Here is a 26336-nt window from a genome sequence, read left to right on the forward strand (position 1 = left end):
TTATTTAGAATTATTCCACAAAAATATATAATTATTTTTAATGAGTCTAAATAAAGTTTTATATTTGCTGAAAATTTGTACCCTTATGAAGAAGAAAGTGCTTTCCGTTCTATCGTTATCCGTGGCCTTATGGGTAAATGCACAAGAAAAGGATTCTCTTAATCAAAAGAAAATTGAAGAAGTTGTTATTACAGGACAGTATATGCAACAGTCCATTAACAAATCGATATATAAGGTTGATGTTATTGATGCAGAACAGATCAAAAATATGGCAGCAACGAATGTTGCCGAGGTTTTGAATCAAAGTCTTAACATACAGATCACTCCGGATACCCGCTCAGGAAACTCCACCGCCAATATCATGGGACTTAATGGTGATTATGTAAAGATCCTTATAGACAATATTCCGGTAGTAGGGGATACAGGACTGGGAAGTAATATTGACCTTACCAAAATTACCTTAAGCAATATCGAAAGAATAGAAATTGTAAAAGGAAGTATGGGGGTTGAATATGGAAATGGTGCCGTTGCCGGGGTTATCAACATTATTACCAAAAAAAACAGTACAAAAAAGATCAGTGTTAGAGGTTCGATACAGGAAGAAACAGTAAGGGACAACTATGATCTTAAGAAAAGAGGAAACGGAAGGCATATTCAGAACCTTAATGTAGATTATAACATCAGCAATGAATGGTTTGCCAGTATCAATTTCAACCATAATCAGTTTATGGGATATGAAGGAGAAAGCAAAGGCTACAAATATTTCGGGCAGGATAACCAGAGAGGGTATGAATGGAACCCGAAAGATCAGTATGATGCGTCTGCTTTATTAAGATATACCAAAAATAAAACGACATTCTTTTACAAGTTATCTTATCTTGACGAAAAATTCAATTTCTATAATCCGGAGGTGAACAGAAATCCTCTTAATGATGGTTTGGGCGGTGTTTCGTATGAAAGCAGAGACAGAAGATATAACACCGATCGATGGATTCACCAGTTCAATATTCAGACTAATCTGGGACATATCCGATACATGGGAGACTTCTCGTATCAGAACCAGGATAGGAAATACTACGACTATAATTACGATATCCCGAACAGACAAATCAAAAGCCGTCAGGAAGAAAAGTCTTATTATAAGACCGATGTCATCTATTCAAGAGGGATGTTCAGCAACTTCCTCGACAGCAAGGTTTTTGATTTTCAGTTAGGATATGAATTAGACTATACCAATGGCTATGCTGCTTTAATTGCCGGAGATTTCTTTGGTGAAGCGGTAAAAAGAAAGATCTTCACCTATTCCAATTTCCTTTCTGCAGAATGGAATGTGTCAGACAAATTCTCTTTAAGACCGGGAGTAAGACTTTCTCTTAGCGAAAACTTTAATAATCAATACAACTACTCTTTATCAGCAAGATATAAAACCTCTGAGAATTCAAATCTTAGAGCAGTGGTGGGATCGGCTAACCGCTTCCCAAAATATGACGAGTTGTACACCTATTTTGTGAATCTTAACCATGATGTACAGGGAAATCCGGACTTGAATCCTGAAAAGGGATTCTCTGCAGGACTTTTCTGGAATCAGAACTTTTCAGCAGATGATGGCTGGAAGATCGCTTATGGAGTAGACGCATTATACCTCGATGTACGTGACAGGATTGAAATGGTAATGGTAAAGGAGCCTTCCACCTATAAATATATGAACCTTAATACCTATAAAAATCTACTATTCTCTGCTAATGTAGATTTCAGAAAAGATCAGTTTGCCCTGTCTTTAAGAGGATCAGTAAACGGAACATCAGTATCGATGATTGATTTGAAATCTTCTTCCCCAACAGACTTTCAGTATCTGGTACAGGCAGGCGCTTCAGCAACTTATAAACTGAAAAGTACCGACACTAATTTTGCCCTTTACTACAAATTCACGGGCCCGGACAGAATTTATGTGTCTGACGGAGCAAGCGGTTTCCGCCTGGGAAAAGTAGACAGCTTCCATATGATGGATTTTATTGTAAGCCAACCTTTCTGGAATAAGCATTTTGAAATTTCTGCAGGAGTGAAAAATATATTTGATGTAACAAGATTAAACTCTACGGCAGTGGCCGGTTCAGCTCATACAGCTGCCAATGGCTTTGTTAATTTATATTATGGCAGAAGCTATTTTGCCCGATTAATGTTTCAATTTTAAATAATAAGTTACGATTATGAAGTATTTAAAAATAGTATCTGTTCTTTCCATCATGGCAGCCACACAGTCTTGTCTTTCTGCAGACGAAGATCCGGTTCCGGTTCCGCCTATGACGGGATCTGAAGTAAGTGTGCCAATTGGCGGCCCTACAGAACCTAACCAGGTTTGGATCGACTTAAGTGACTACACCAATCCGGCGGTCAACAGCAGGACAGACTGGGATCTTGGTTTTTACAGCGGCGATGCCTACAGAGTGATCATGAACGGATCTCTTGCCATGACGGTGATCAAAATACCCAACGCATCAGACATCAGTAAAGTAAAGGAAGCTGATATTTCAAGTTTAAAAGATATTGCTCAGGTAGGAACATTTGATGCTGCCAATATGAAATATGTTGACAATCCTAATGGTGACTTCCTGAATCAGACTTCAGGAATTGATGCCATCAAAGAAAATGATGCTGATAACCCAGTGTATCTGATCAATCTTGGGAGAGAAATACCTTCTGCCGCCAATATCGGGGCAGGTTCAGTTTCATTGTCCGGTGATCCGAGAGGATGGAAAAAAATTCAGATCCTGAGAGCTCAGAATGGATACAAAATCCGTTATGGTGATGTGAACGCAGCAGAAGCAGACATCAAAGAATATATGATTACCAAAGATACAGAATACAGCTTCTCATTCTTCAATCTGAAAACAGGAACCCCGGTAAAAATTCAGCCAAAGAAAAAGAAATGGGATCTGGCATTCACAACATTTACCAATGAAGTTTTCATGGGACCTACAACCAGTGCAGGTAGCTATTTTTATGCAGATTTTGTAACAACCAATACTTTGAATGGAGTAGGTGCTTACCAGGTACCGGTTACAGGAAATCTTGATACTGCTTACAATGCATTTAAACTAAAAGATGTAGAGTCTTCAAAATTTGTTTTCAATGACCAGAGGGCTATCGGGGATAAATGGAGAACCACTACCGGTACGGCATCCAATCCTGTTCCTTTTGTGTATGCAGACCGTTTTTTTGTATTGAAAGATGCTGAAGGCTTTTATTTCAAGCTGAGATTCAATACCATGAAAAATACAAAAGGAGAAAGAGGATACACCAATTTTGAATTCGAACCTTTATAAATAATCAAATAATAGTATATCATGAAAAAATTCATCCTTGCAGCTTCTGTTCTTGTAGCAGTATATTCTTGCAAAAAAGCAGAGACAGGAGCAAAAGAAAATACAACAGAAGCCAGTTCAGAAGCACCCAAAACCAACAATAAAATAGTAACATTAAACGGAGGAATTACTGAAATCGTAGCTGCTTTAGGCCACGAAAAAGAAATCGTGGGAACTGATGTTACCAGCACCTATCCTGCCTCATTAAAAGCTACAGCGAAAGATTTAGGCCACATGAGATCAATGACAATTGAACCGATCATGGCTGTAAACCCAACATTGATTCTGGCTTCTGATAAAGATATCAATCCGGAATTAATGGGGAAAATCAAATCCTCAGGGATTCAAACCGAAGTTTTTAAACAGGAATATACGGTTGAAGGAACTAAAAAACTGATCGAGCAGGTAGCAAAAGCTATAGGAAATACAGATTATCAGAAACTAAACGATAAAATTGATGCTGACCTTAAGCAGGTACAGCCTATCGCTAAAAAACCAAAAGTATTGTTCATCTACGCCCGAGGAAATATGTTGATGGTAAGTGGTAAAAATACCCCAATGGCTTCATTGATCACCCTTGCAGGGGGAGAAAATGCAGTAACCGATTTTGAAGATTTCAAACCATTGACACCGGAAGCGGTTGTAAAAGCTAATCCTGATGTATTATTCTTCTTTGAAACCGGTTTACAGGGAGCAGGAGGAAACGAAGGTGCGCTAAAAATGCCGGGAGTATCTCAGACCAATGCAGGTAAGAACAAGAAAATCATTGCAATGGACGGAGGTTTGGTATCAGGTTTTGGACCAAGAGTAGGAGAAGCAGCAGTAGGATTAAACAAACTTTTAATTGAAAGCACAAAGTAAACTATACTTTTATCTTATTATAAGTGCGGTACTGCTTATCATTATAGCAGTACTGTCACTTAATACAGGAGTTTATGATTTCGGAGAAAACTCTCCGTTCAGGGCTCTGTGGCAATTGATAAAAGAAGATCCCGGTTTATCGCTGAGTGATAAATATGTGATCTGGGACGTAAGAGCAGCCAGGATTATCATGGCCATTTTAGTGGGAAGTATGTTGTCGGTTTCCGGGACGAGTCTTCAGGGACTTTTCAAGAATCCTCTGGCAACGGGAGATTTAATAGGACTTACATCAGGAGCAACGTTGCTGGCAGCCATTGCGATTGTTTTAGGAGGACATTTCAAAGAATATCTTCCTGAAGCTGTACAATTTTCACTGGTAGGAATAGCCGCTTTTATCGGTTCTTTTTTATCCATGATGCTGGTCTACAGAATTTCAACAAGCGGAGGGAAAACCAATGTAGTGATGATGCTGCTTACCGGAGTTGCCATTACAGCTATCGGATTTTCGATAACCGGATTTTTGATCTATATTTCAAAAGATGAACAGCTCAGAGATCTTACTTTCTGGAACCTGGGAAGCCTGGCCGCAGCAACATGGCCGAAGAATATCATTCTCGCCATTGTGATCACCATCGCCTACATCATTTTATTACCCAAAGGAAAAGCCTTAAATGCAATGATGCTGGGAGAAAAAGATGCACAGCATCTGGGGATCAATGTGGAAAGACTGAAAAAACAGATCATCATCACCGTGGCATTAATGGTGGGAACCTGCGTGGCATTTTCAGGAACAATTGGTTTTGTAGGGCTTATTGTACCTTATATTTTAAGGCTTTTATTCAAATCCAATTATGTTTTTATTTTGCCATTATCGGCAATGTGCGGAAGCATTTTGTTATTAACGGCAGATACCTTCAGCAGAAGTATTGTGGCACCGTCAGAACTGCCGATAGGGATTTTAACAGCCTTAATGGGAGGCCCTATTTTTATCGCTATTTTGGTTAAATTTAAAAAATCACTGTAATGATCAAGGCACATCAGATTAATTATCAACATAAAGAATTCCGAATTCTGGACGGGGTAAATGTCTCACTGGAATATGGTGAATTCCTGGCCATTGTGGGACCCAATGGAGCAGGAAAATCAAGTCTTCTGAGCGTATTGGCAGATGAAGTGAAATCCGGAAATAACAAAGTTCTGTTTAAAGATAAACCCATCAGAGAATGGAGTATCCGGGAACTTTCTAAACACAAAGCCAAGTTCTCGCAGCATAACAGCAATGATATTCCGCTTGAAGTGAAGGACGTGATCATGATGGGAAGATATCCTTATTTTGATGCCCAACCAGGAAAAGAAGATCTTGAAGCCATGAACAATATGATGTACGAAACCGATATTTTTCATCTCAAAGAAAGAGAATACAATACCCTTTCGGGAGGAGAAAAGCAGCGTGTACATCTGTCAAGAGTGATGGCACAGCTTGAAAATGGAATTGCCCATAAACTGGTTTTTCTGGACGAACCGTTGAATAATTTAGATATAAAACATCAGTACAAAGCATTGGAAATTATCAAAAATTTCACCAAAAAAGCCAACAGTGCTATTGTTGTTTTGCATGATCTGAACCTTGCTGCACAGTTTGCAGATAAGATTTTATTAATGAAATCAGGACAAGTCTCTGCCTATGGAACTCCACAGGAAGTTTTTACTGAAGAAAATATCAGCAATGCCTATAACTTCCCCTGTACCATCTGCGGACACCCTATTACGAATAACCCAATGATCATTTTTGGATAACCATGGAAAAAGAAGAACTCAAAATCCTCGCACAGAATCTTGCCAATCCTCAGGGTGAAAAAGGCATCGAGATTGGTGAAATGATGAATGCCACTAACATCAGCATGACGTTAGAGAGCATCAAAACACTTGTGATTGATGACGGCCAGCAAATCCTTGAAATAGGACACGGAAATGCCGCACACCTGAAAAGTATCATGAGCCTTGCCAAAAACCTGAAATACACAGGGATTGACATTTCTGAAACCATGCACAATGAAGCCAAAAGGCTCAATAAAGAATTTGAAAGCCAGGCAGAATTTGTTTTATACGAAGGGAATAAGCTTCCTTTTAAAGATGAAACTTTTGATAAAATATTTACCGTAAACACAGTTTATTTCTGGGAAAATCCGGTTGAATTTCTAAACGAGATTTATAGAGTTTTAAAAGATGACGGAACATTTGTTCTTACATTCGGACAAAAAGAATTCATGGAAAAACTGCCGTTTACGGAATATGATTTCACTTTGTACAGCAACAGTGAAATGGAAGAGCTGGTCTCCAAAAGCCAATTTAAAAGGATGAAAACTTCTGAAAGAGAAGAAGAAATAAAAAGTAAAACAGGAAACGAAACCATACGAAGAATTTATACAATTTTAACCATAAAAAAGTAAAGTAATGAGCACATTAGTTAATGATTTAAAGGAAAAATGGGAAGCTCTGAAAGCAGAAAATCCACATATCAGAATAAGAAATGCAGCAGCACAGTTAGAAGTAAGTGAGGCAGAATTATTGGCAACAAGCATAGGAGAAGGAGTAACTGTCCTGAACCCGGATTTCCAGGGAATCCTTACAGAAGCTGAGCAGTTAGGAAAAGTAATGGCTCTTACCCGTAATGATGAATGTGTTCATGAAAGAAAAGGGACTTATCTGAACGGAGATTTCAGCAGTCCTCATGCACAGCTTTTTGTGGGTGAAGATATTGATCTCAGAATTTTCCTTAACCACTGGAAATTTGCTTTTGCAGTACTGGAAGGAGAGAAGAAAAGCCTTCAGTTTTTCGGAAAAGATGGTCTGGCACTTCACAAGATTTATTTAACAAAAGACAGTAATGAAGCTGCTTTCGATGTGATCGTAGAAAAATTCAGAGCAGAAGATCAGAATCAGGCATTGGCTTTTGAAGCAATCGCTCCAAAACAGGCTGAAAAAGCAGATTCAGACATTGATGTGGAGGGATTCAAAAAAGCCTGGACAGAATTGAAAGATACTCATGATTTCTTTATGATGACCAGAAAATATGGAGTAAGTAGAACGCAGGCATTAAGATTGGCTCCGGAAGGATTTGCTAAGAAAATTGATAATGCGAAAGTGGTGAATATCCTTGAAGATGCTTCTGAAAAGAACGTTCCGATCATGGTTTTCGTTGGAAACAGAGGGATTATCCAGATTCACACAGGAAATGTGAAGAAAACACTTTGGCACCAGCAATGGTTCAATGTGATGGATCCTGATTTCAACTTACATCTTGACGTAACGAAAATTGCAGAAGCGTGGATTGTGAAAAAACCGACTGAAGACGGAGAAGTAACCGCTATCGAAGTATTCAACAAAGAAGGAGACTTTATCGTTCAGTTCTTCGGAAAAAGAAAACCTGGAATTCCTGAGCTTCAGGAGTGGAAGGACCTTGTAGCAGCTTTAGAGAAATAATAATTAGATGATTTGAATGAGACCGTTTTGTTTGTAAAATTCAAAGCGGTCTTTTTTATTGAAACAATCTGCAAATGCATGAATATTTGTGTAATTTGTGACTAAATATAAAAAAATGAAAAATATTTTCATAGCGATACTGCTGGCTGGTTTCTGTGCATTGAAGGCACAGGATTTAAAAGCATATCAGTTTTACGATAAAAAAGGAAAAGAAGTAAAGACAGAAAAGCTGGTAAAAGAACTGGCGGATTATGATGTGGTCTTTTTTGGCGAAAATCATAACAGTTCTATCAATCACTGGCTTCAGCTGAAGATTACGGAAGCTTTGTTTGTGAAAAAGAACAGACAGCTGATCTTAGGAGCGGAAATGTTTGAAAGAGATAACCAGACGCAGCTGGATCAATATTTAAACGGAAGATTTGATGCAAAAACATTAAAAGATTCTGCCCGTTTGTGGAACAATTATGCAACTGATTACAAGCCTTTGGTAGATTTTGCCAAAGATAAAAAACTGAATTTTATTGCCACGAATATCCCGAGAAGATATGCCTCTCAAACCGCCAAAGAAGGTCTTGAATCCTTGAATAAATTAAGCGAAAAAGAGAAAACCTACATTGCCCGGTTGCCGATTAAAGTAACGTTAGACACTCCAGGATATCCGGAAATGAAAAAGATGATGGGAGATCATGCAGAAGGAACCAAAGTGATGAATTTCATTTCAGCTCAGGCTGTAAAAGACGCTACGATGGCTGAATCTATCCTGAAAAGCTACCAGGCCGGAAAAACCTTCATCCACTACAACGGTAACTATCACAGTAAAGAATTTGGAGGAATCTATTGGTATATCAAACAGAAAAATCCTAATTTGAAAATGGCCGTAATTTCTGTTTTTGAATCAGACGATCCCGAACTGAAAGTACCTGCCAAAGATTATATCCCGACAGATTTCAATCTGATTATTCCTGCGGATATGACGAAGACTTTTTAATAAGAAGATGATGCGGATTGAGCAGATCTTATTATGAATTAAATAATTTCAATTGCATTCATTCAATAGGAACGGGCTTTAGCCCGTTCATTTTTTTATATCAAAATTCCATTGGCTTTAGCCAAAACTTAAAATTCATTGCTAAATAAATTATTTTTACACCACAATATTTACCTTTGTATCAGATTCAAAAACATATGAAAAAAATCCCTATCCTGCTGATCTTTTTTACCGGATTTTTTAATGCTCAGAAACTCACCTCCAGTGAAGTTTCAATCATCAATCAGGGAGATGTAAACACGGCGTTACCCATCTATCAGACGACAGATAATAATCAGCACCAAACCCTGCTGAACATTTCTTCAGAAGCTGATCCTCTTGATCCTAACACCGCTGTTCTGGTAAAAAGGATGAAAGAATCTCTTCTTTCAACAGATGGTGGAGTAGGCATTGCTGCTCCTCAGGTGGGAATCAACAGAAAGATCATTTGGGTACAGCGTTTTGATAAGGAAGGAACACCGCTGGAATATTTTATTAACCCGGTCATTGTATGGCGTTCCGATCTGCAGAATCTTGGCCCCGAAGGTGATTTATCTATTCCTGATTTCAGAGACCAGTTTTACAGAAGTAAAGTCATCCAATTGGAATATGTGGATTTGAAAGGACAGAAATATTCAGAAATCGTAGAAGGTTTTACTGCGGTGATTTTCCAGCATGAAATCGACCACCTTTTCGGCATCCTGATTTCCGATAAAAAGGAAAAAGAGAAAAATAATTCCTATAAAAAAGTAGATGCCTATCAAAAAAGTGATGTAAATAAAGACAGGAGGTAATGATGAATTATAAATGATGAATTATAAATGATGAATTATAAATGATGAATGATGAGAAGTTGTTATAAGGCTAAGTAAATGTATGTTTCTAACCATATTTTACAATGAAATCTTCTCCATCTTCATAACCTGCGGGATATACATAGGTAATTACTCCGATATCTGATTGTAAAACTTCTTTTAGCTTATTGAAGTACATATCTCTTTTCTCTTCCGTAGTGTCCATTGTTAGGCTCATAATAAGCCTGTCATCATCTGTAATATTGGCACCCACCATTATTTTGTCAGGATTATCATGATATTTATTCCAGTAAAAAGTTTGGTCAAGGGCAGGGTTTTCGATGAAATAACCAATCATTTCGTCTTCTGTTTTAAAAATATAATCTTTGTCGTGCCTTGGGAAAGTATAATCGAGATTTAATTTTTCATATCCGGGAAGGAATGTGTTCAAAACAAGATCAATCGTCTTTCTTGATTTTTGCCCTGCATACACCTGGCATACAATATCTATAATGATTTCCATGACACAAAATTACTCTATTTTAATATCATATTGAGTTATAAATGACGAATGACATTCATAAACACTATATACATAAAAAATAGCCTTAATGATCTGCGCCATCATTGAAATCAGCGGGAAAATAAAAAAATAAAAAGGAGCTGTTTCCATGGAAACAGCTCCTTTCGTTATAACTATGCTTAAAAAAATTGGATTAATCGTTGTTGGTGACTGATAGTTTCACCTCCATATTATTTCTGGTCGCATTAGAATAAGGGCAGATCTGGTGTGCTTTTTCTGTCAAAGCCTGTGCTTCCTCAATAGAAACTCCAGGGATGTTCACATCCAGTTCTGCTGCCAATCCGAAGCCGCCATTCTCAAGCTGACCTATGCTCACCTGAGCAGTCACTGTTGTTTCACCTGTTTTTACTTTAGAAAGACTGATCACTCTGTTCAGAGCGCTGTCGAAACACGCAGAATATCCCGCTGCAAAAAGCATTTCAGGATTGGCAAAATCATCATTGGCTCCTCCTAAAGCTTTCGGCATTCTTACATCAAGATCCAGCACTCCGTTTTCACTCTTCACATGTCCGTTTCTTCCTCCTTGAGCAGTGACCTGAGTTGTATATAACGTTTTCATTTATTTTCTATTTTGTTTAAGATTTTTAAGACGGTGTCTTTAAGGTGCAACAGCTCTTCCGGTTGTATTCCCAGTTTTTCCTGAATTTTTCCCGGAATTTCACATGCCTTCTGCTGAAGCTGTTTTCCTGCTTCGTCTAAAAATACTTCAACCACTCTTTCGTCCTCTTTTTTTCTTTTTCGGATAATAAATCCTTTAGACTCCAGCCTTTTAAGAAGAGGGGTCAAAGTACCACTATCCAGAAACAGTTTTTCTCCGATATGAGTTACCGTAAGTCCGTCACCGTCCCATAATATCATCATCACAAGATATTGCGGATAGGTAATGCCCAGTTCATCAAGAAAAGGACGGTAAAGCCCTGTAATCTCTTTGGCAATAACATATAACGGGAAGCAAATCTGGTTTTCCAGTTTGGGTGTTTTCGGATTTTCCATAATTTTTGAGTACGAAAGATTCGATGAAGGTATTACTTTTTTATGATAAATTCATCCATTGGAATTCTGACTTTTTTCATAGTAGAAAGCCAGTCATTAGCTTCATCACGGTATCCAAGATACAAAAGACTTACACTTTTCAGTCCTAATTCTTTTAATCCCAGTACTTCATCTACCACCTCATTGCTGAATCCTTCTGCCGGCGTACTGTCAATTTTAAGCTCTGCGGCTTGTGCAAGGGCAATTCCTAAGGCAATATAAGTCTGACGGGCAGTGTGTGCAAAATGCTCTTCAGGAGTCTGTGCGCCATATATTTCTTTGATTTTATCGGTATAGCTTCCAAAGCGGCCTCTCGGAAGATCTCTTACATCTGTATGATAATCGTAAACTTTGTCAATTTTTTCATTAGAATAACTGTCCCATGCTGCAAAGACCAAAACGTGAGAAGAATCTCTCATTACTTCAGGGTTTAATGCACCTGCTACCATTTTTTCTTTCAGTTCCTGATTTTCCACTACAATAATTCTGAACGGTTGTAAGCCCGACGAAGTAGGAGCCAGTCTTGCTGATTCTAAAATAGTATTAAGGTCTTCCTGTGAAACTTTTTTGGTAGGATCATAAGCTTTTACAGCGTGTCTCCAGTTTAGATTTTCTATTAATGACATTTTTATTTTGTTTTTAAATTAAACTACTTTGTTTTTTATCACCTCTATTTATTGTTGAAGTAAATTAACAGTACAAATATACAGTCAATTTAATTGTGTGCAATTTAATTTTAAAAGATTTTATTGATAGCAATTATTGATAAACTTTAAAAAGGTGAAATAATGAAGATGGCAGTTAGAAATTTTAGTTTCAATTTTATTCATTTCCGCATGATTCGGATTTTTTCAAAGCCTAGGAATTCCAATATTTGTCATAGAATTTTAAACTAAAAACAATGCAGAGATTTAAAAACAAAACCGCCTTAATTACGGGAGGAACCAATGGAATGGGTCTGGCTACCGCTCAGAAATTTATAGAAGAAGGAGGGAAAGTCATTATTACAGGCAGAAGTGAAGAAACCGTGAATAATGCTTTGGAAAAGCTTGGAGAAAATGCCTTTGGAATCGTATCTAACGCTGGGAATATAAAAGATTTGATGAATCTTCAGCAGGAAGTCAGAAAATATACAGAACATATTGATCTGGTTTTTGCCAATGCAGGATACGGAAGATTTGCACCTGTGGAATATGTGGATGAAAATCAGTTTGACGAATTATTTAATATGCTGGTGAAAGGACCGTTTTTTACGGTACAGCAGATGTTGCCATTAATGAAAAGCGGAAGCTCTGTTATTTTCAATACTTCAGTGGCAACGGATATTGCGATGCCTAATTTTTCGGTGTATTCTGCAGCTAAATCTGCAGTGCAGTCAATGATCAAAACTTTTGCTGTAGAACTTACAGAACGTGGAATCCGTGTGAATGGAGTAAGTCCCGGACATATCAAAACCAATATTTTTAATAATACAGGTTTAACCGGAGAGCAGATAGAAAGCGCTATTGATGATATTATTCCGACAATTCCTTTTAAAAGACAGGGAGAGCCTTCAGAAATAGCCAGTGTAGTTCTGTTTCTGGCTTCAGAAGAAGCTTCCTATATTCATGGGGCAGAAGTGAAAGTGGATGCCGGAATTTCTGTGATCAGATAATCCGGATTATTTGACCTCTTTAATTTCTTTGATGATATTGGTTTTATTTTCAATACCAATATTATAGGCCTTACCTTTTTTAAAGCTTTGAGTCGCTTTTTCCATGAGGCTTTTATATTCCGGCGATTTTTTTGAAAGATAAAATACCTGCGCACTGATTCCTATAGCAACACGTACCAGTTCATTGGGTTTGTCCGGATCTTCAGTAATATCGGAAATAGTGGCATTATTATACCAGGTTAAATTCTGCGGAGTGGAATTTCCGGAACAGGATGTAATCATAATAAAAAGTAATAGTAAATAGGACCAGGCTTTCATAATAAAAAGGATTAAGTAAAAAGCTCCTGCAATATATCAAAATATCGGCAGGAGCTCTATATAAATTAGTTAGAATCCACAGCTCGCTACACTAGGTGCAGGGGAAGGAGAACATCCGGAAAGGGATGAGAAAATGTTTAATACACAGTTGGTATTCACATAATTGTTATCATATAACAGAGATCCTGATGGACTTCTGTAGTATACGTTTCCTGCAGTATTGGCATAAGAAGATACTGAAGCAGATCCACAGCTTGTATTGGTGCAAGCAGCTCTCCATGCAGAATCGGTTACCGGTCCGCTGGAGAATAATGACGGATCAATGATTCTTTTCTCAACAATTCCTGAAGCATTTTTGAAGCTTACCAGAATGGCTACGTGATATACCCATGAAACGCAGCAGGTTCCTGTAGACGCTCTCAGATTACCGTAAACGAACTGTTTTTCGCAGTCATAACCTGCGTTCAAAAGGATCTGTCTCATTTTGTGCGCTCTTGCATAGCATCCATCTACAGGATATCTGAATGTGATACATGGTGAAGATGCGGTAGAAGTTCCACAAGCCTGATTTTTGATCTGAGTGAATAAACTGTTCAGCGTTGCAAGATTAGGAATAACGCTTACTGCTTTTTTGCTGTCACCTCTTTCTTCTTTGTTGAAAACAGTTTTAAAATAACGGATGTCATCAGCAGTTGCTTTTTCAACCTTAGCAATTTCATTAGAATTGACCTTTAGGAAAACCTGAACAGGCGTTTCATTTTCTACTGCTTCTTTGATCATGGAGATAAATCCTGCATTTTCTTTGGTATCCTTAATTTGATAGGGCTGTGCGGAAACCATAAATGAAACTTTAAATTTTCCATCTTCTTTTTCAATCCCTACCGGAACAGTTTTGCCAAAATCTTTCATTGCGATTTCATTAGACTCCTTGGCAACAAGATTAGGATCCTGGTTGGCAGCTGAATCTGAGCAGGAATTCACTGACAGTACCGTCACGAATACCATCATGGATAACAGAAATTTTTTCATAGTTTTTATATTTTGTGGTTAATTTTCAGTGAACATTTTAATTATGATAGTTCACTTATTTGTGACATTAAAAGTAATAAAAATTAAAATATATGCAAGATTTTTTTTGAAAAAAATACATTATTCTGTTGTTTTATTGATTTTATAATATTTAAAAAGATGAAAAAAAGATCATTTTTATAGAAATATTCAAGAAAAATAAAAAAAATTAAAATAATGTTTTTTTAACCTTGCAGTCTGGATTCCTACTGAATAACAAACGTTGTGGATAGTCAAGGTGAATAAAAATAACATTATCATAAAACTAAAAGCCCGGTTTCAACGATTGAAACCGGGCTCATTTTATTGTAAGTAAACTTGACTATTTATAAATCAATTCTGCCTGAAAAACATCCGCGAAATGCTTTCTGATCTTTGCTTTCAGTTCTTCCATTTCTTCTGGTGTCAGTTCTCTTTCAAGCTCTCTTTTTAAAGAAGTAACCTGCTTATCTTTGATCCCACATGGAATAATGTATTCAAAATAACGCATATCCGTATTCACATTCAGTGCAAAGCCGTGAAGAGTTACCCAACGGGAAGCTTTCACTCCCATGGCACACATTTTTCTGGCGTATGGTTTCCCCACATCCAGCCATACTCCGGTTTCTCCTGGTGAGCGTTCTCCTTTAATACCATATTCGGCAATGGTTCTGATGATCACTTCTTCCAGATTCCTCATATATAAATGAATATCTGTGAAAAAGTTTTCAAGATCCAGAATAGGGTAGCCCACAACCTGTCCGTAACCGTGATACGTAATATCTCCACCGCGGTTTACTTTCACGAAGGTAGCCTCAATTTCTTTCAGCTTATCAATACCGGCAAGCATATTTTCTTCATGTCCGCTTTTTCCTAACGTGTACACGTGAGGATGCTCTACGAAAAGAAGGTGGTTGGGAGTAATATTATGCTGTTCTGCAGGAAGATCTCTGTTTTTTATTTTGGTATCAATGATGTTTTTCATCAGCTGTTCCTGATAATCCCAGGCTGGCTGATATTCTTTGATTCCTAAATCTTCAAATTCTACTGCTTTATTTTGATTTGTATTCATTTCAATTTTTGATATACAAATTTAGTGAATTTTACCCTTTTATGGAATGGATAAAATCTATGGCATTCTTCTTCCAGTCTCTATCCTGAAGTAAAATATTTACGAAAGCAGTTCCGATGATACCGCCATCTGCTTTTTCCGTTACATTTTCGAAGTCTTCTTTCGATTTAATTCCAAACCCAATCATCACCGGATTTTTAAGTGGAAGAGCAGCGAGCCTGGAAAGATAGTCCTCATTCTTTAAAACCGCATTTTCATTTCCGGTAGTGGAAGAAGAGCTTACTGCGTACAGAAATCCTGAACTTAATGAATCCAGATAGATCATTCTTTCATCGGAGGTTTCCGGTGTTACAAGGAAAGTGAAATTAAGATTAAATTGTTTTAAGATATGCTGATAGTTTTTCTCAAACTCAATAGGAGGAAGATCAGGAAGGATCAGCCCTGAAACACCACTTTCCGAACATGCTGCACAGAGTTTCTCAAATCCGAAACTCAATACCGGATTGATATATCCCATCAGAATAATTGGAATGTTGATTTTGTCTTTGATGGCTTTTAGCTGAGATAACAGTTTTTCGATCGTCATTCCGTTTTGTAAAGCCAGTTCGTGAGCTTTCTGAATGACAGGGCCGTCTGCTACAGGATCAGAATAAGGCATTCCGATTTCAATCATATCTGCTCCGGAATCCTGAATCAGTTGTATAATATCAGCGGTATCTTCCAGTTGTGGAATTCCTGCTGTGAAGTATATATTTAGTTTTTTCATTTTTTATTGTATTAAAGTATAACGTACAAAGTACAATGTAGAAAATAGTATTAAACTCAGGTGAGAAAGTACATTGTACATTTTACATCCGACATTTTACAAATTCTTCAGATACGTTTCCATATCCTTATCTCCACGTCCGCTCAGGCAAATAACGACAACATCATCTTCATTAAATTTTTTCTTGTCTAAAACTGCCAGCGCATGAGAACTTTCCAATGCAGGAATAATTCCTTCAAGTTTGGTAAGTTCAAAAGCACATTGTAAAGCTTCGTCATCATTAATACTAAAGAATTCTGCTCTTTTTTCTTTAAATAAATGCGCATGGAAAGGGCCTATTCCAGGATAATCCAGCCCTGCAGAAATAGAGTGGGGTTCAATAACCTGTCCGTCTTCCGTCTGCATCACAAGGCTTTTGCTTCCGTGAAGGACTCCAAGGGTTCCTAAAAATGTAGTCGCAGCCGATTTTCCTGAATCTACACCCATCCCTCCGGCTTCAGCAGCAATGATTTTTACTTCTTTTTCCTCTACAAAATGATAGAAAGTTCCCGCAGCATTACTTCCTCCGCCCACACAGGCAATCACATAATCAGGATTTTCCCTTCCGATTTTCTCTTTCAGCTGTTCTTTAATTTCTTTTGAAATAATACTTTGAAATCTTGCCACAAGATCCGGAAAAGGATGAGGTCCTACCACACTTCCAATCACATAATGAGTCGTCACAGGATTGTTGATCCAGTCTCTTAACGCTTCATTTACGGCATCTTTAAGGGTTTTTGATCCTGAAGTTGCTGCTACAACTTCCGCCCCAAGCATTTTCATTCTTGCGACGTTTGGGGCTTGTCTCTGGATATCAATTTCTCCCATATAAACAATGCACTCAAGACCAAGCAAAGCACACGCTGTAGCTGTGGCAACACCATGTTGTCCTGCTCCGGTTTCAGCAATGATTCTGGTTTTTCCAAGACGTTTTGCCAACAGAACCTGCCCCAGAGCATTATTGATCTTGTGAGCTCCCGTATGGTTGAGGTCTTCCCGTTTCAAATAAATCTGTGTCTGGTATTTTTGACTTAAGTTTTTAGCAAAATAGAGGGGCGTAGCTCTTCCTACATAATTTTTCAGTAAATCCTGATATTCTGTCTGAAAATCTTCAGATTCTATGATTTCAAGATAGTTTTTTTGCAGTTCTTCTACATTAGGATAGAGCATTTCGGGGATAAAAGCACCTCCAAACTCTCCATAATATCCGTTTTCATCGGGGTTTTTATAATTCATTTTTTATTCTTTATTCATTAAATAAGCGTTGTTTTGTACACTCAGCTGGTTGAGCAGCTCTTTTCTTTTCTGTGAGGTATGAAAAATCAAGATATCATCATCTTCAGAATTTACCCACTCCGAGCCGATACTTTCTTTGATCATTTTGGCCTTGTCATGGAGGATTTCTATGTCACATTTTTCATAAAAGGAACGAAGATCAGCGTGGCAGAAACCAATTGTCTCAAGATTTCTCTGAGTAACATTTTCTTTGAAATGTTTCACCAAAGCGGTTCCATACCCTTTCTTTTTATGAGCAGAAACAAGCCCTACGGCTTCCGCAAAGGAATAACCGGTGTCTGCTATTTGTAAGGTGAAATCAAAATTCACTCTCATAATGGCCAATATGCTTTCATCCATATCCATCAGAAAATGAAATTCCGAGTCTTTAAAAAAAGAGCGGAAGTAGGATGATTTCATGGTGTTCCATGCAGAAATATCCCAAAGTTCCAGGATGTGTTTTATTTCGGCTTCTGTTAAATATTTTGTTTCTTTTACCTGATATTTCATGGGTTTAAACTATTAATAAATGTGAGATGGTAATCATTTTGCTGTTTGGTAATCAGTTTTTTATAGTACAGTAATTCTATTTTATGCATTAAATCAATTAAGGTTGCTTTATCTATTTTGGACTGATACATGGTAATGGCAATTTCCAGATTATCAATCATAAAATAAGGATCGGAATCCTCATATAACAGGAATATTTTGGCATAAATTAATCCTAAGTCATATTTTATACTTGATCTGACATGAGTTTCCAGAAATTTATCTGAAATAATCACCAGATAATAGCTGTTCCATAAGCTGATTCTTTCAAAAAAATACTGAATATCTGTTTCTTCAAAATCTTTAATAATACAAATGAAATCAGACAATAATCCACCCACTTCCCAATGTTCTGTATTACTGTCGTTCTGTGAAACAAAGTGATACAGATTCTGGATTTTTTCATTCCCGAATTTAGGGGGAAATAAGGTTTTGTAAAATGTCTTTTTGAGCAAATGTATATTCATCCTTGTGTGTTTTTATGTGTTATTTATTTTGCTGATATAAAGTTTTAAACTTTTTTATGCTGTCAATATTTTTATTTCCGGGCTCTGTTTCAAATTTCGAATTGATATCCAAAGCAAAAGGTTGTTGTTTCAATGTATCAATATTCCCTATATTTTCCTCAGAAATACCGCCGCTTAAAAAGTAGGGCAGAGGAATCTCAAATTCATTCAGAATATTCCAGTCGAATTGTTTTCCCGTTCCGCCAAATGCTTTGCTGTCAGTATCGAATAGGTAGTAGGTGATAGGTTTCAGATCAGGAATTTGTGTTATTTTATTTTGATTTTCTGCCGTATTACTCCCTATTCTGATTACTTTAATGATTCCAACCTCAGGATTTAGTTTTTGTCTTAGTTCAGCAATGAAATCATTACTTTCATCACCGTGAAGCTGTACAAAATTCAAATCTGCATGTTGAACGATCTTTACAATGATCTCTACTTTTTCATTGACAAAAACACCTACTTTTCCCTGATGATTAATAGTTGAGATCTCTTCCAGACTCAGATGGTTCAACACATATCTCGGTGATTTTTCGTAGAAGATAAAACCGAGAAAATCTGTTTTCATAGCAATCAATTCCTGAATCTGATCCGGTTTTGTAAGACCACAGACTTTCAGGCGAGATGGCAGGTTTGAGGTTGTAGGTTGCAGGTTCATTGTTGATTATTATTGAGTTAAAATTTGAGAAGCGAATTCTTCAAAAGCTTTGGCCGGATCTGTATTTTTCATGAAATATTCACCCATCAGGAAACCATCAAATCCTTTTTCTTTTAAAAACTGAAAATCTTTAAGATTGTAAATACCGCTTTCAGCAACAGATAAAACTTCTTTTGGAAGCTGGTTTTTCAGCTGAACGGAATGCTGAAGATTAACTTTAAAATCTTTAAGGTTTCTGTTATTAATTCCTACCAAATCAATTTCTGAATTGAAATGCTTCAGTTCATCTTCTGTATGAATTTCCAGTAAAACCTCCAATTTCAGTTGGTGAGCTAATTCGGTAAATTCCTGTACCTGAGCTGGTGAAAGACATGAAGCGATCAGTAATACTACATCAGCTCCAATACTTTTGGCTTCATAAAACTGATATTCATCAATCATAAAATCTTTTCGCAGAATCGGAATGGTAATCTCATTTCTTACATCCAGAACATCATTTAAATTTCCTCCGAAAAAATCATGATCAGTCAGGATTGAAATTCCGCTGGCTCCAAAATTTTCGTAAGCAGAAACTACCTCCAAAGGCTGTACACTATTGTTTATAATTCCTTTTGAAGGAGATTGTCTTTTAAACTCAGCGATAATTCCGCTTTTATTTTTGATGGATTCCTTCAGTGAATAGGTTGGTCTTCCAAAAAAGGCTGTATTTTTTAATCGGTCAAGAGAAATGCGCAATTTTGCAGCAGCAACTTCCTCTTTTTTTCGTTTAATAATTTGATCCAGTATAGTCATTTTTGTGTTTAAGTTTGGTCAATGGTGAATTTTGCTTCGCAAGTGAATAATGAATTTAATTAATCAGGAGATTAAAACTGTTTAATGCTTTTCCGCTTTGCAGGCTTTCCTGAGCAAGCAGAAGACAGTCATCGTACGTTCCGAATTTATGGGTGTTGTGCAGCGCTACTGAAGCATTGGCAAGAATTACTGAGTTCTGCTGCTCCGTACCGTTTCCTTCCAGAATATTCATAAATATTTTTGCGGTTTCCTGAATAGAACTTCCTGCTTTAATATCTTCCAGTGTTACCGGATTGAAACCCAAATCTTCTGCCGAATAGATTTCTTCACCATTTTTTGTAATGATTTTACTATCGTCAGTAAGGCTTATTTCATCATATCCGTCAAGACCATGGACCAGAGTAAAGTCACGTTCCTCCTTCTGAAGAAGATACTGATAAATTCTTGCAATTTCCAGATTATAAACTCCAATCATGGAAAATTTTGGTTTTGCCGGATTTACCAATGGACCCAAAAGGTTAAAGAATGTCCTCAATCCCAAAGATTTTCTCAGTAATCCAACTGATTGCAGAGCAGGATGAAAATAAGGAGCATGTAAAAAGCAAATGTTGGCTCTTTCAAGATCTTCATTCAATTGTTCTGAACTGTTTTTAAACTGATATCCCAGTTCTTCCAGTACATTCGATGAACCAGTAGTGGTGGAAGCTCCGTAATTTCCATGCTTTGTTACCTTTTGTCCGGCTCCGGCTACTACAAAGCTGGCCAGGGTTGAGATATTGATGGTGTCTTTTCCGTCACCTCCGGTTCCTACAATATCAATGGCATCATTGGTGTCGATCTTTACAGGAACAGCCATGTGTAATAGTGCTTCTCTGAAGCCTTCCAACTCTTTCAAGGTGATATTCCGCATCAGGAAGACACTTATAAAAGCAGTAATTTCTGCGGCATTAAACTTATTCTGTGCAATCTCAATCATCATCGCTTTTGCTTCTGATTTTGAGAGTGTGTTATGATTGAACAGATATTGCAGTATTTCTTTCATTTGTGGCGTTTTTATGTTTGTTGAAGGGATTTCTAAGATTTTCATGACAACAGAAAGTTTTTAATGATTACTTCTCCTTCCGGTGTTAAAATACTTTCAGGGTGAAACTGTACTCCGTGTACATCATATGTTTTGTGCTGCAAAGCCATGATCATTCCGTCTTTATCTACAGCTGTGATTTCCAGTTCTTCCGGAAAACCTTCCGGATTGACTGCCCAGCTGTGGTATCTTCCTACTTCCAATCCTGATTGCAGATCTTTGAAAACTTTAGTATTTTCTTTTACTATTTCAGTAGTGGTGGCTACTCCATGGAAAATTTCAGAAAGGTTAATAAGACTTCCTCCGAAAGCTTCAGCGATAGCCTGCTGACCCAGGCACACTCCAAGGATACTTTTTGTAGGAGCGTATTCTTTAATAAGGTCTAATAAAATACCGGCTTCTTCAGGAATTCCGGGACCTGGAGAAAGGATGATTTTGTCATATTTTCCAATCTCTTCAAGGGTAATTTTATCATTTCTTACCACATCCACTCTTTGATTCAGAATTCTTTCGATAATCTGGACAAGGTTATAGGTAAAGCTGTCATAGTTGTCGAAAACGAGAACTTTAAGCTGTGGTTGTTGAGTGTTTATATTGTTGTTCATTGCTTTTTTGTTAGAGAGTTGCTATTTTTTTGTTGCTGTTTGCTGGTTGACGGATTTATTTTTCAACTATTTTTTCAGCTTTTTCTACGGCTTTTTTAAGAGCATTCAGTTTGTTGTTGACTTCCTGCAGTTCACTTTCAGGAACAGATTTTGCCACAAGGCCGGCACCAGCCTGATAAAATAACGTGTTATTTTTGCTTAAGAAGGTTCTGATCATGATGGCCTGATTGCAGGTTCCGTTCAACCCGATAATTCCGATACAGCCGCCATAATATCCACGGGAATCTTTTTCGTATTGGTTGATCAGCTGAAGCGCTTTATGTTTTGGAGCACCGCTTAATGTTCCCTGAGGGAAAGTAGCGGAAACCATTTCCAGAGGATTGATGTCATCAGCAACATCTGCAGTCACCTCACTTACCATATGAATAACGTGAGAGAAAAGCTGGATTTCTTTAAGCTTAGTAACCGTTACATTTTTCCCAAGCTTTCCAAGATCATTTCTAGCGAGATCTACCAGCATGGTATGTTCTGCATTTTCTTTGGGATCAGCTTTTAGCACTTCTATAGCCTCAAGATCCGCTTCAAAGTTTCCGGTTCTTTTCGAAGTTCCGGCAATCGGGTGAATAATGGCTTTATTATTTTTAATGATTAACTGACTTTCAGGACTTGATCCAAATAGTTTGTAATTTCCGTAATCAAAATAGAATAGGTAAGGAGAAGGGTTGATATTTCTCAAAGCACGGTATACATTGAACTCATCTCCCTTGAATTTTTGTTCAAACCTTCTGCTTAAAACCAGTTGGAAAACATCTCCACGCATACAGTGTTTCTGTGCTGTTTTTACGAGTTCAAGATAATCTTCATCTGTAATATTAGAGGTTTCCTCACTGGTTTTCTCGAAAGGATAAACCGGAGTATTCTGATTTTTAATAAGATTTTCCAACAGATGAAGTTCAGATTTTACTCCATCGATAAAGTTTTCAATAATATGCATTTCATCATTGAAATGATTGATAGCAATTACATATTGGTACAATCTGTATCTCATCACAGGGATTTCTACTTCCTTGCTCTGTGGTTTAAGATTGATGTTTTCAAAGAACTGTACCGCTTCAAAACTTGTATATCCAAAAAGACTCTGAGCAGTTTGTTCAATCGGATCATTGGTCTCTTTGCAGTTAAAAATTTTTCGGAACTCTTCAAATATATCTGTGATATTTCGTTCCATAATAAATTGTTTTACGGGAGCAGAGGCAGGAAGTTTGATTTCATATTCGTTGAGGTTTTTCACTTCAATTCCGGCGATGGCATTCACTGCAATGAAGGAAAAATTATTATCAATACTTTTTGAGTCCGAACTTTCCAGAAGAATGGTGTCACGGAATTTATCCCTGATCTTAAGGTAAATATTCATGGGGGTATGAAGGTCTCCCAGTGTTTTTTTCGAAACAGTTTTTATTGTAATTGCGTTGGTCAACATCTTATTGTTTTTTGTGAGATTAAGGAATAAAAAAAGGCTTTAACGGTATCCGTCAAAGCCTATATATTGTTTTTTGATTATTTCTGCTGTAGTTAACAACATGACAATACCTCCAGACCCGACGAAGAGTTTGAAAGCCACCACCAAATATTGTTGTTCATTTTTAACATGGGACAAATGTAGAAATTTTTTTAATAAAAAAACTAAAAAATATCAGAAAATACTAAAATTTAATATAAAAATCCTTTATTTAAGCTGCTTGAGCTCTTGTTTTAATTCCTTGATTTTTTCTTTATAAGCTTCATCATTGTAGTATTTTACGTAGTTTTCCAATGTAGCAATATACTCCTCAATGAATTCCTTATTCGTTTTGTCTGCTTCATACTTGGTTTTTGCAGAATTCACAGGAGCCAGTTTTTCATTTTGTAATACAATTTTTCCTTCCCTGGATTGGTCATAAAGGATAACAATGTTTTTTTCATATCCCGGGATGTATTTTACGGGTATATCCTTGTCACCAGGTATTCTGATTGAATTTCGGATGGGATAAATCGCTGCAGTAGTAGTGGAGAAAAAAGTAGTGGTATATTTTCCGTCCTGTTTCTTCACAATAGCCTCATAATCGTGGATGTACATATCATTCAGGGTAGAATTGGTTTCTACATCAGACGTGATGATAGCTGTGCTTTCCACTCCATATTTATTTAAAAACCATGCGTTTAAAAACTGTCCGCCAAAACCATTTAATATAGCCAGTGGAATGATAGGTATTAAAAGCCAGGTTTTTTTGGTCATATACGAAAGCCCTACAAAGAATACCAGCAACAGAACCACAGTATAAAAACCATGATGACTGGTGAAAAACAGAATTTTTGAAATTAAAACCATGGATTAAAGATAACTATAATAATCTTTTATTTAAACGCTATGTTCGCAAAGATGTTATTAAAATAACTATAAAATGTTCGCAACTACCTTACAATTAGTAAAATACAATATCATTAGTTAAATGAAGTGCCCTTGTGAACCCAAAATAGAGTTTGATGATAATTACTTTGCGAACATAGCGTTTGAACTATTTATTGTACCGGTTCAGATAAAGGAATGTCAGGAGTTCCGCTGTAAAAAACAATCAGCGTTGCTCCGAGGTCTCCAGTTTTACCTCTGTGGCCGGTATTAACCATTTCAGGAAGCACCTGACCTTTTCTTATCCATTGCGTTTTTCCATCCTCTTTTCTTTCAATCTGAATTTCACCTTTTTCTACATAAGCTGCATTGATCACAGGATGTTTATGCCAACTCAATGCAGAATTGGGAGGTACGGCAATTTTAAGAACCGTGATTTCCGGCTGTGTGGTAGGATAGGCCGGATATACCGTTCCATCCCATGATTTGGTTGTTTTTAAAAGTGTCACCGATTCAATTTTATCAGAATATTCTGATTGTGGTTCGTTAGATGAATTGTCACACGAAAGGAAGAGGGATGAGGATACAACAAAGAAAGTTGTAGCCAACAATTTTTTTTTAGCCATAAGCTTCATATTTATATTTTGGTCTTGGCTCGGATTATCCGATATACAAAAATAATAACCTATTTTAAATATCCCTATGTATTGAATTATTTTTTTTATTGTTAAATTAAAACTCCGATCCCAAAAATATTTCTCAAAGAAAACATTTGTCATAAGTTTAAAAGGTTATTTTTTATATTTTTGCTTCCAAATTAGAAAAAAATGAAAAAAGTATTAGCAATCGCATTTATCGGAGGTTTATTATTAGCAAGCTGTTCTAAAAAAGTAGATCACTCTTTACAGGACACAAACACAATGCTTCCAGAGCCAGAAGTAGCTACTGTTGATTCTACGGCTAAAACTGCTGCTCCAGCTGCTGCAACTCCAGCTGCTCCTGCACCTGAAGCTGCTAAAACAGATTCTACAGCTAAGAAATAATGAAAAAAATACTTTTAGCAGGAACTTTAGGTCTTATGATCATTTCCTGTTCTAAAAAAGAAAATACAGCAGAAGCGGCATCTTCTTCTGAAACGGCAGTTGTTTCAGAACCAGTTCAATCTAAACTTTCAGGTGATCAGATCATCGAAACCTTGGACTGTTCAGGATGTCACTCTGTTAATGAGAGAATGATAGGACCTTCTTATAAGGAAATTGCAGGAAAGTATACTGAAAAGGATACGGAATTGCTGGCTTCCAAAATTATAGAGGGCGGAAGTGGAGTATGGGGAAGTGTGCCTATGGCTGCCCATCCACAGGTATCTAAAGAAGATGCAAAAAAAATGGTGGAATATATTTTAAGTCAGAAGAAATAAAATATGTCCGCTGAAAAATCCAGTCTGCACACAAGAAATCTGCATCGTAATCCCTATGATTTTGATCAGCTTATTTCTTGTGTGCCGGAACTGAAACACTATGTTTTCTTGAATGCTTATCAGACGGTAACCATTAATTTCAGCATTCCTCAAGCAGTTAAACTGCTCAATAAAGCCTTACTCTTACATTTCTACAACATTAAAGGTTGGGATATTCCCGATACCAATCTTTGTCCACCCATCCCGGGAAGAGCAGATTACGTCCATTATATTGCTGATTTATTAAGTGAACAACTTAATAAAATCCCGACAGGAAATTCTGTAAAAGGTCTGGATATAGGAGCAGGAGCTAATCTTGTGTATCCTTTAATCAGCCACAGATCTTACGGCTGGACAATGCTGGGAACGGATATCAATCAGGATTCTTTGAAAAATGCTCAACACATTCTGGATCAAAATGAGGATTTGTCCACTGTCATTCAGTTAAAAAGACAGCCTGATGCTGATCACATCTTTACCAATATCATTAGTCCTGACGACAGATTCACTTTTACCATGTGTAATCCTCCTTTTCATGATTCTGAAGAATCTGCCATGAAAGGGAATATCAGAAAAACAAAAAATCTTAGTAAATCAAAGAAAACGAAACCTCTTTTTAACTTCAGCGGACAGCAGTCTGAACTTTGGTGTGAAGGTGGTGAACTTGCTTTTATTACTAAAATGATCAATGAAAGCACATTGTTTTCATCACAGGTTCTTTGGTTCACGTGTCTGGTTTCCAAAAAAGACAATCTCAATAAACTCAACAATCTTTTAAAGAAAGTAAATGCTGTAGAGGTGAAAACCATCGATATGGCTCAGGGACAAAAAGTAAGCAGAATGCTGGCGTGGACGTTTATTCCTCGAAAAGACAGAAAAAGCTGGTTGATTTAAAATTCAAAGTTCAAAGTTTAATGTTATAGCACAATCATTCAAATCTTTGATCTCTAAACACGTATCCCGAACCCCAATACCCCGCATCTTTACCAC

At 37.0% G+C, this 26336-nt stretch carries 31 protein-coding genes; 13 read left to right on the forward strand and 18 right to left on the reverse strand.

Annotated features, from left to right (window positions below; translation table 11 throughout):
* Positions 1-85 precede the first annotated feature (85 nt).
* The 9 genes from PZ898_RS23950 to PZ898_RS23990 all read left to right on the forward strand — a co-directional run bounded on the left by PZ898_RS23950 (position 86) and on the right by PZ898_RS23990 (position 9527).
* Positions 86-2191, forward strand: coding sequence for a TonB-dependent receptor (locus PZ898_RS23950; protein WP_277694431.1), 2106 nt, complete (start codon positions 86-88; stop codon positions 2189-2191).
* 16 nt (positions 2192-2207) lie between these two features.
* Positions 2208-3323: an HmuY family protein gene (locus PZ898_RS23955; RefSeq protein WP_228432249.1), complete on the forward strand. Its 1116-nt coding sequence runs from the start codon at positions 2208-2210 to the stop codon at positions 3321-3323.
* 21 nt (positions 3324-3344) lie between these two features.
* A complete protein-coding gene (locus PZ898_RS23960; protein ID WP_227943956.1) occupies positions 3345-4223 on the forward strand; it encodes an ABC transporter substrate-binding protein in 879 nt (292 codons plus the stop codon).
* Positions 4207-5247 carry an iron ABC transporter permease gene (locus PZ898_RS23965; protein WP_277694432.1) on the forward strand — a complete coding sequence of 347 codons (1041 nt, stop codon included), beginning with the start codon at positions 4207-4209 and terminating at the stop codon, positions 5245-5247. Before PZ898_RS23960 ends, PZ898_RS23965 begins: the two co-directional genes overlap by 17 nt.
* Positions 5247-6020 (forward strand): heme ABC transporter ATP-binding protein, encoded by a 774-nt coding sequence (locus tag PZ898_RS23970; protein ID WP_277694433.1) that lies wholly within the window; start codon positions 5247-5249, stop codon positions 6018-6020. The genes PZ898_RS23965 and PZ898_RS23970 overlap by 1 nt, the downstream gene beginning before the upstream one ends.
* 2 nt (positions 6021-6022) lie before the next feature.
* On the forward strand, positions 6023-6673 hold the full coding sequence (locus PZ898_RS23975; protein WP_216445007.1) for a class I SAM-dependent methyltransferase: 651 nt from the start codon (positions 6023-6025) through the stop codon (positions 6671-6673).
* 4 nt (positions 6674-6677) lie between these two features.
* Positions 6678-7706, forward strand: coding sequence for a ChuX/HutX family heme-like substrate-binding protein (locus PZ898_RS23980; RefSeq protein WP_123278019.1), 1029 nt, complete (start codon positions 6678-6680; stop codon positions 7704-7706).
* Between the two features lie 115 nt (positions 7707-7821).
* A complete protein-coding gene (locus tag PZ898_RS23985) occupies positions 7822-8694 on the forward strand; it encodes a ChaN family lipoprotein (protein ID WP_277694434.1) in 873 nt (290 codons plus the stop codon).
* A 197-nt stretch (positions 8695-8891) separates the two neighbouring features.
* Positions 8892-9527, forward strand: a complete 636-nt coding sequence (locus PZ898_RS23990; RefSeq protein WP_277694435.1) for a peptide deformylase — start codon at positions 8892-8894, stop codon at positions 9525-9527.
* Between the two features lie 88 nt (positions 9528-9615).
* Here the strand turns inward: PZ898_RS23990 and PZ898_RS23995 are convergent, their stop codons facing one another.
* The 4 genes from PZ898_RS23995 to PZ898_RS24010 all read right to left on the reverse strand — a co-directional run bounded on the left by PZ898_RS23995 (position 9616) and on the right by PZ898_RS24010 (position 11768).
* A complete protein-coding gene (locus tag PZ898_RS23995; protein ID WP_277694436.1) occupies positions 9616-10050 on the reverse strand; it encodes a hypothetical protein in 435 nt (144 codons plus the stop codon).
* Between the two features lie 193 nt (positions 10051-10243).
* Entirely contained in the window at positions 10244-10669 is a 426-nt protein-coding gene (locus PZ898_RS24000; RefSeq protein ID WP_062670963.1) for an organic hydroperoxide resistance protein, read from the reverse strand.
* Entirely contained in the window at positions 10666-11103 is a 438-nt protein-coding gene (locus PZ898_RS24005; RefSeq protein ID WP_062670961.1) for a MarR family transcriptional regulator, read from the reverse strand. The genes PZ898_RS24000 and PZ898_RS24005 overlap by 4 nt, the downstream gene beginning before the upstream one ends.
* Before the next feature lie 32 nt (positions 11104-11135).
* Positions 11136-11768 (reverse strand): NAD(P)H-dependent oxidoreductase, encoded by a 633-nt coding sequence (locus PZ898_RS24010; protein WP_062670959.1) that lies wholly within the window; start codon positions 11766-11768, stop codon positions 11136-11138.
* 275 nt (positions 11769-12043) lie between these two features.
* On the opposite strand from PZ898_RS24010, the gene PZ898_RS24015 reads away from it, so the two are divergent.
* Entirely contained in the window at positions 12044-12796 is a 753-nt protein-coding gene (locus PZ898_RS24015) for an SDR family oxidoreductase (protein ID WP_062670957.1), read from the forward strand.
* A 6-nt stretch (positions 12797-12802) separates the two neighbouring features.
* Here PZ898_RS24015 and PZ898_RS24020 read toward each other — a convergent pair whose 3' ends face one another.
* The 14 genes from PZ898_RS24020 to PZ898_RS24085 form a co-directional block, all read right to left on the reverse strand.
* Complete coding sequence (locus PZ898_RS24020; RefSeq protein ID WP_131797470.1) at positions 12803-13078, reverse strand: hypothetical protein; 276 nt, start codon at positions 13076-13078, stop codon at positions 12803-12805.
* 105 nt (positions 13079-13183) lie between these two features.
* The gene (locus PZ898_RS24025) at positions 13184-14143 is read right to left on the reverse strand and encodes a protein-glutamine glutaminase (RefSeq protein WP_120230514.1); all 960 of its coding nucleotides are present in this window, start codon (positions 14141-14143) and stop codon (positions 13184-13186) included.
* Positions 14144-14504: 361 nt separating this feature from the next.
* The gene (lipB, locus tag PZ898_RS24030) at positions 14505-15233 is read right to left on the reverse strand and encodes a lipoyl(octanoyl) transferase LipB (RefSeq protein WP_277694437.1); all 729 of its coding nucleotides are present in this window, start codon (positions 15231-15233) and stop codon (positions 14505-14507) included.
* Positions 15234-15264: 31 nt separating this feature from the next.
* Positions 15265-15999, reverse strand: a complete 735-nt coding sequence (trpA, locus tag PZ898_RS24035) for a tryptophan synthase subunit alpha (RefSeq protein WP_277694438.1) — start codon at positions 15997-15999, stop codon at positions 15265-15267.
* Positions 16000-16095: 96 nt separating this feature from the next.
* The gene (gene trpB / locus PZ898_RS24040) at positions 16096-17274 is read right to left on the reverse strand and encodes a tryptophan synthase subunit beta (protein ID WP_216445000.1); all 1179 of its coding nucleotides are present in this window, start codon (positions 17272-17274) and stop codon (positions 16096-16098) included.
* A gap of 3 nt (positions 17275-17277) precedes the next feature.
* Positions 17278-17823, reverse strand: coding sequence for a GNAT family N-acetyltransferase (locus tag PZ898_RS24045; RefSeq protein ID WP_277694439.1), 546 nt, complete (start codon positions 17821-17823; stop codon positions 17278-17280).
* Entirely contained in the window at positions 17820-18329 is a 510-nt protein-coding gene (locus PZ898_RS24050) for a hypothetical protein (protein ID WP_062670941.1), read from the reverse strand. Before PZ898_RS24050 ends, PZ898_RS24045 begins: the two co-directional genes overlap by 4 nt.
* 19 nt (positions 18330-18348) lie before the next feature.
* Positions 18349-19026, reverse strand: a complete 678-nt coding sequence (locus PZ898_RS24055) for a phosphoribosylanthranilate isomerase (protein ID WP_277694440.1) — start codon at positions 19024-19026, stop codon at positions 18349-18351.
* Positions 19027-19035: 9 nt separating this feature from the next.
* A complete protein-coding gene (trpC, locus tag PZ898_RS24060; protein ID WP_277694441.1) occupies positions 19036-19818 on the reverse strand; it encodes an indole-3-glycerol phosphate synthase TrpC in 783 nt (260 codons plus the stop codon).
* A 55-nt stretch (positions 19819-19873) separates the two neighbouring features.
* The gene (trpD, locus tag PZ898_RS24065; protein WP_123278223.1) at positions 19874-20860 is read right to left on the reverse strand and encodes an anthranilate phosphoribosyltransferase; all 987 of its coding nucleotides are present in this window, start codon (positions 20858-20860) and stop codon (positions 19874-19876) included.
* Positions 20861-20901: 41 nt separating this feature from the next.
* Entirely contained in the window at positions 20902-21504 is a 603-nt protein-coding gene (locus tag PZ898_RS24070; RefSeq protein ID WP_062670937.1) for an aminodeoxychorismate/anthranilate synthase component II, read from the reverse strand.
* Between the two features lie 55 nt (positions 21505-21559).
* Positions 21560-22984, reverse strand: a complete 1425-nt coding sequence (locus tag PZ898_RS24075; RefSeq protein ID WP_277694442.1) for an anthranilate synthase component I family protein — start codon at positions 22982-22984, stop codon at positions 21560-21562.
* Positions 22985-23230: 246 nt separating this feature from the next.
* Positions 23231-23872: a hypothetical protein gene (locus tag PZ898_RS24080; protein WP_123278008.1), complete on the reverse strand. Its 642-nt coding sequence runs from the start codon at positions 23870-23872 to the stop codon at positions 23231-23233.
* 191 nt (positions 23873-24063) lie between these two features.
* Entirely contained in the window at positions 24064-24516 is a 453-nt protein-coding gene (locus PZ898_RS24085; RefSeq protein ID WP_216444999.1) for a cupin domain-containing protein, read from the reverse strand.
* Between the two features lie 201 nt (positions 24517-24717).
* On the opposite strand from PZ898_RS24085, the gene PZ898_RS24090 reads away from it, so the two are divergent.
* The 3 genes from PZ898_RS24090 to rlmF are packed head-to-tail and all read left to right on the forward strand — an operon-like array spanning position 24718 to position 26240.
* Positions 24718-24933, forward strand: a complete 216-nt coding sequence (locus PZ898_RS24090) for a hypothetical protein (RefSeq protein WP_034696013.1) — start codon at positions 24718-24720, stop codon at positions 24931-24933.
* Positions 24933-25307, forward strand: coding sequence for a c-type cytochrome (locus tag PZ898_RS24095; RefSeq protein WP_120230523.1), 375 nt, complete (start codon positions 24933-24935; stop codon positions 25305-25307). The genes PZ898_RS24090 and PZ898_RS24095 overlap by 1 nt, the downstream gene beginning before the upstream one ends.
* A 3-nt stretch (positions 25308-25310) precedes the next feature.
* On the forward strand, positions 25311-26240 hold the full coding sequence (gene rlmF / locus PZ898_RS24100) for a 23S rRNA (adenine(1618)-N(6))-methyltransferase RlmF (RefSeq protein ID WP_277694443.1): 930 nt from the start codon (positions 25311-25313) through the stop codon (positions 26238-26240).
* Positions 26241-26336: the final 96 nt, after the last annotated feature.

The organism is Chryseobacterium sp. WX, assembly GCF_029542485.1.
In the GTDB taxonomy this organism is placed as follows: domain Bacteria; phylum Bacteroidota; class Bacteroidia; order Flavobacteriales; family Weeksellaceae; genus Chryseobacterium; species Chryseobacterium cucumeris.

What these genes read in the sequence shown, in the direction of transcription:
- PZ898_RS23950 (WP_277694431.1), top strand. Translation starts at nt 86, where the DNA reads ATGAAGAAGAAAGTGCTTTCCGTTCTATCGTTATCCGTGGCCTTATGG.
- PZ898_RS23955 (WP_228432249.1), top strand. Translation starts at nt 2,208, where the DNA reads ATGAAGTATTTAAAAATAGTATCTGTTCTTTCCATCATGGCAGCCACA.
- PZ898_RS23960 (WP_227943956.1), top strand. Translation starts at nt 3,345, where the DNA reads ATGAAAAAATTCATCCTTGCAGCTTCTGTTCTTGTAGCAGTATATTCT.
- PZ898_RS23970 (WP_277694433.1), top strand. Translation starts at nt 5,247, where the DNA reads ATGATCAAGGCACATCAGATTAATTATCAACATAAAGAATTCCGAATT.
- PZ898_RS23975 (WP_216445007.1), top strand. Translation starts at nt 6,023, where the DNA reads ATGGAAAAAGAAGAACTCAAAATCCTCGCACAGAATCTTGCCAATCCT.
- PZ898_RS23980 (WP_123278019.1), top strand. Translation starts at nt 6,678, where the DNA reads ATGAGCACATTAGTTAATGATTTAAAGGAAAAATGGGAAGCTCTGAAA.
- PZ898_RS23985 (WP_277694434.1), top strand. Translation starts at nt 7,822, where the DNA reads ATGAAAAATATTTTCATAGCGATACTGCTGGCTGGTTTCTGTGCATTG.
- PZ898_RS23990 (WP_277694435.1), top strand. Translation starts at nt 8,892, where the DNA reads ATGAAAAAAATCCCTATCCTGCTGATCTTTTTTACCGGATTTTTTAAT.
- PZ898_RS23995 (WP_277694436.1), bottom strand. Translation starts at nt 10,050, where the DNA reads ATGGAAATCATTATAGATATTGTATGCCAGGTGTATGCAGGGCAAAAA.
- PZ898_RS24000 (WP_062670963.1), bottom strand. Translation starts at nt 10,669, where the DNA reads ATGAAAACGTTATATACAACTCAGGTCACTGCTCAAGGAGGAAGAAAC.
- PZ898_RS24005 (WP_062670961.1), bottom strand. Translation starts at nt 11,103, where the DNA reads ATGGAAAATCCGAAAACACCCAAACTGGAAAACCAGATTTGCTTCCCG.
- PZ898_RS24010 (WP_062670959.1), bottom strand. Translation starts at nt 11,768, where the DNA reads ATGTCATTAATAGAAAATCTAAACTGGAGACACGCTGTAAAAGCTTAT.
- PZ898_RS24015 (WP_062670957.1), top strand. Translation starts at nt 12,044, where the DNA reads ATGCAGAGATTTAAAAACAAAACCGCCTTAATTACGGGAGGAACCAAT.
- PZ898_RS24020 (WP_131797470.1), bottom strand. Translation starts at nt 13,078, where the DNA reads ATGATTACATCCTGTTCCGGAAATTCCACTCCGCAGAATTTAACCTGG.
- PZ898_RS24025 (WP_120230514.1), bottom strand. Translation starts at nt 14,143, where the DNA reads ATGAAAAAATTTCTGTTATCCATGATGGTATTCGTGACGGTACTGTCA.
- lipB (WP_277694437.1), bottom strand. Translation starts at nt 15,233, where the DNA reads ATGAATACAAATCAAAATAAAGCAGTAGAATTTGAAGATTTAGGAATC.
- trpA (WP_277694438.1), bottom strand. Translation starts at nt 15,999, where the DNA reads ATGAAAAAACTAAATATATACTTCACAGCAGGAATTCCACAACTGGAA.
- trpB (WP_216445000.1), bottom strand. Translation starts at nt 17,274, where the DNA reads ATGAATTATAAAAACCCCGATGAAAACGGATATTATGGAGAGTTTGGA.
- PZ898_RS24045 (WP_277694439.1), bottom strand. Translation starts at nt 17,823, where the DNA reads ATGAAATATCAGGTAAAAGAAACAAAATATTTAACAGAAGCCGAAATA.
- PZ898_RS24050 (WP_062670941.1), bottom strand. Translation starts at nt 18,329, where the DNA reads ATGAATATACATTTGCTCAAAAAGACATTTTACAAAACCTTATTTCCC.
- PZ898_RS24055 (WP_277694440.1), bottom strand. Translation starts at nt 19,026, where the DNA reads ATGAACCTGCAACCTACAACCTCAAACCTGCCATCTCGCCTGAAAGTC.
- trpC (WP_277694441.1), bottom strand. Translation starts at nt 19,818, where the DNA reads ATGACTATACTGGATCAAATTATTAAACGAAAAAAAGAGGAAGTTGCT.
- trpD (WP_123278223.1), bottom strand. Translation starts at nt 20,860, where the DNA reads ATGAAAGAAATACTGCAATATCTGTTCAATCATAACACACTCTCAAAA.
- PZ898_RS24070 (WP_062670937.1), bottom strand. Translation starts at nt 21,504, where the DNA reads ATGAACAACAATATAAACACTCAACAACCACAGCTTAAAGTTCTCGTT.
- PZ898_RS24075 (WP_277694442.1), bottom strand. Translation starts at nt 22,984, where the DNA reads ATGTTGACCAACGCAATTACAATAAAAACTGTTTCGAAAAAAACACTG.
- PZ898_RS24080 (WP_123278008.1), bottom strand. Translation starts at nt 23,872, where the DNA reads ATGGTTTTAATTTCAAAAATTCTGTTTTTCACCAGTCATCATGGTTTT.
- PZ898_RS24085 (WP_216444999.1), bottom strand. Translation starts at nt 24,516, where the DNA reads ATGGCTAAAAAAAAATTGTTGGCTACAACTTTCTTTGTTGTATCCTCA.
- PZ898_RS24090 (WP_034696013.1), top strand. Translation starts at nt 24,718, where the DNA reads ATGAAAAAAGTATTAGCAATCGCATTTATCGGAGGTTTATTATTAGCA.
- PZ898_RS24095 (WP_120230523.1), top strand. Translation starts at nt 24,933, where the DNA reads ATGAAAAAAATACTTTTAGCAGGAACTTTAGGTCTTATGATCATTTCC.
- rlmF (WP_277694443.1), top strand. Translation starts at nt 25,311, where the DNA reads ATGTCCGCTGAAAAATCCAGTCTGCACACAAGAAATCTGCATCGTAAT.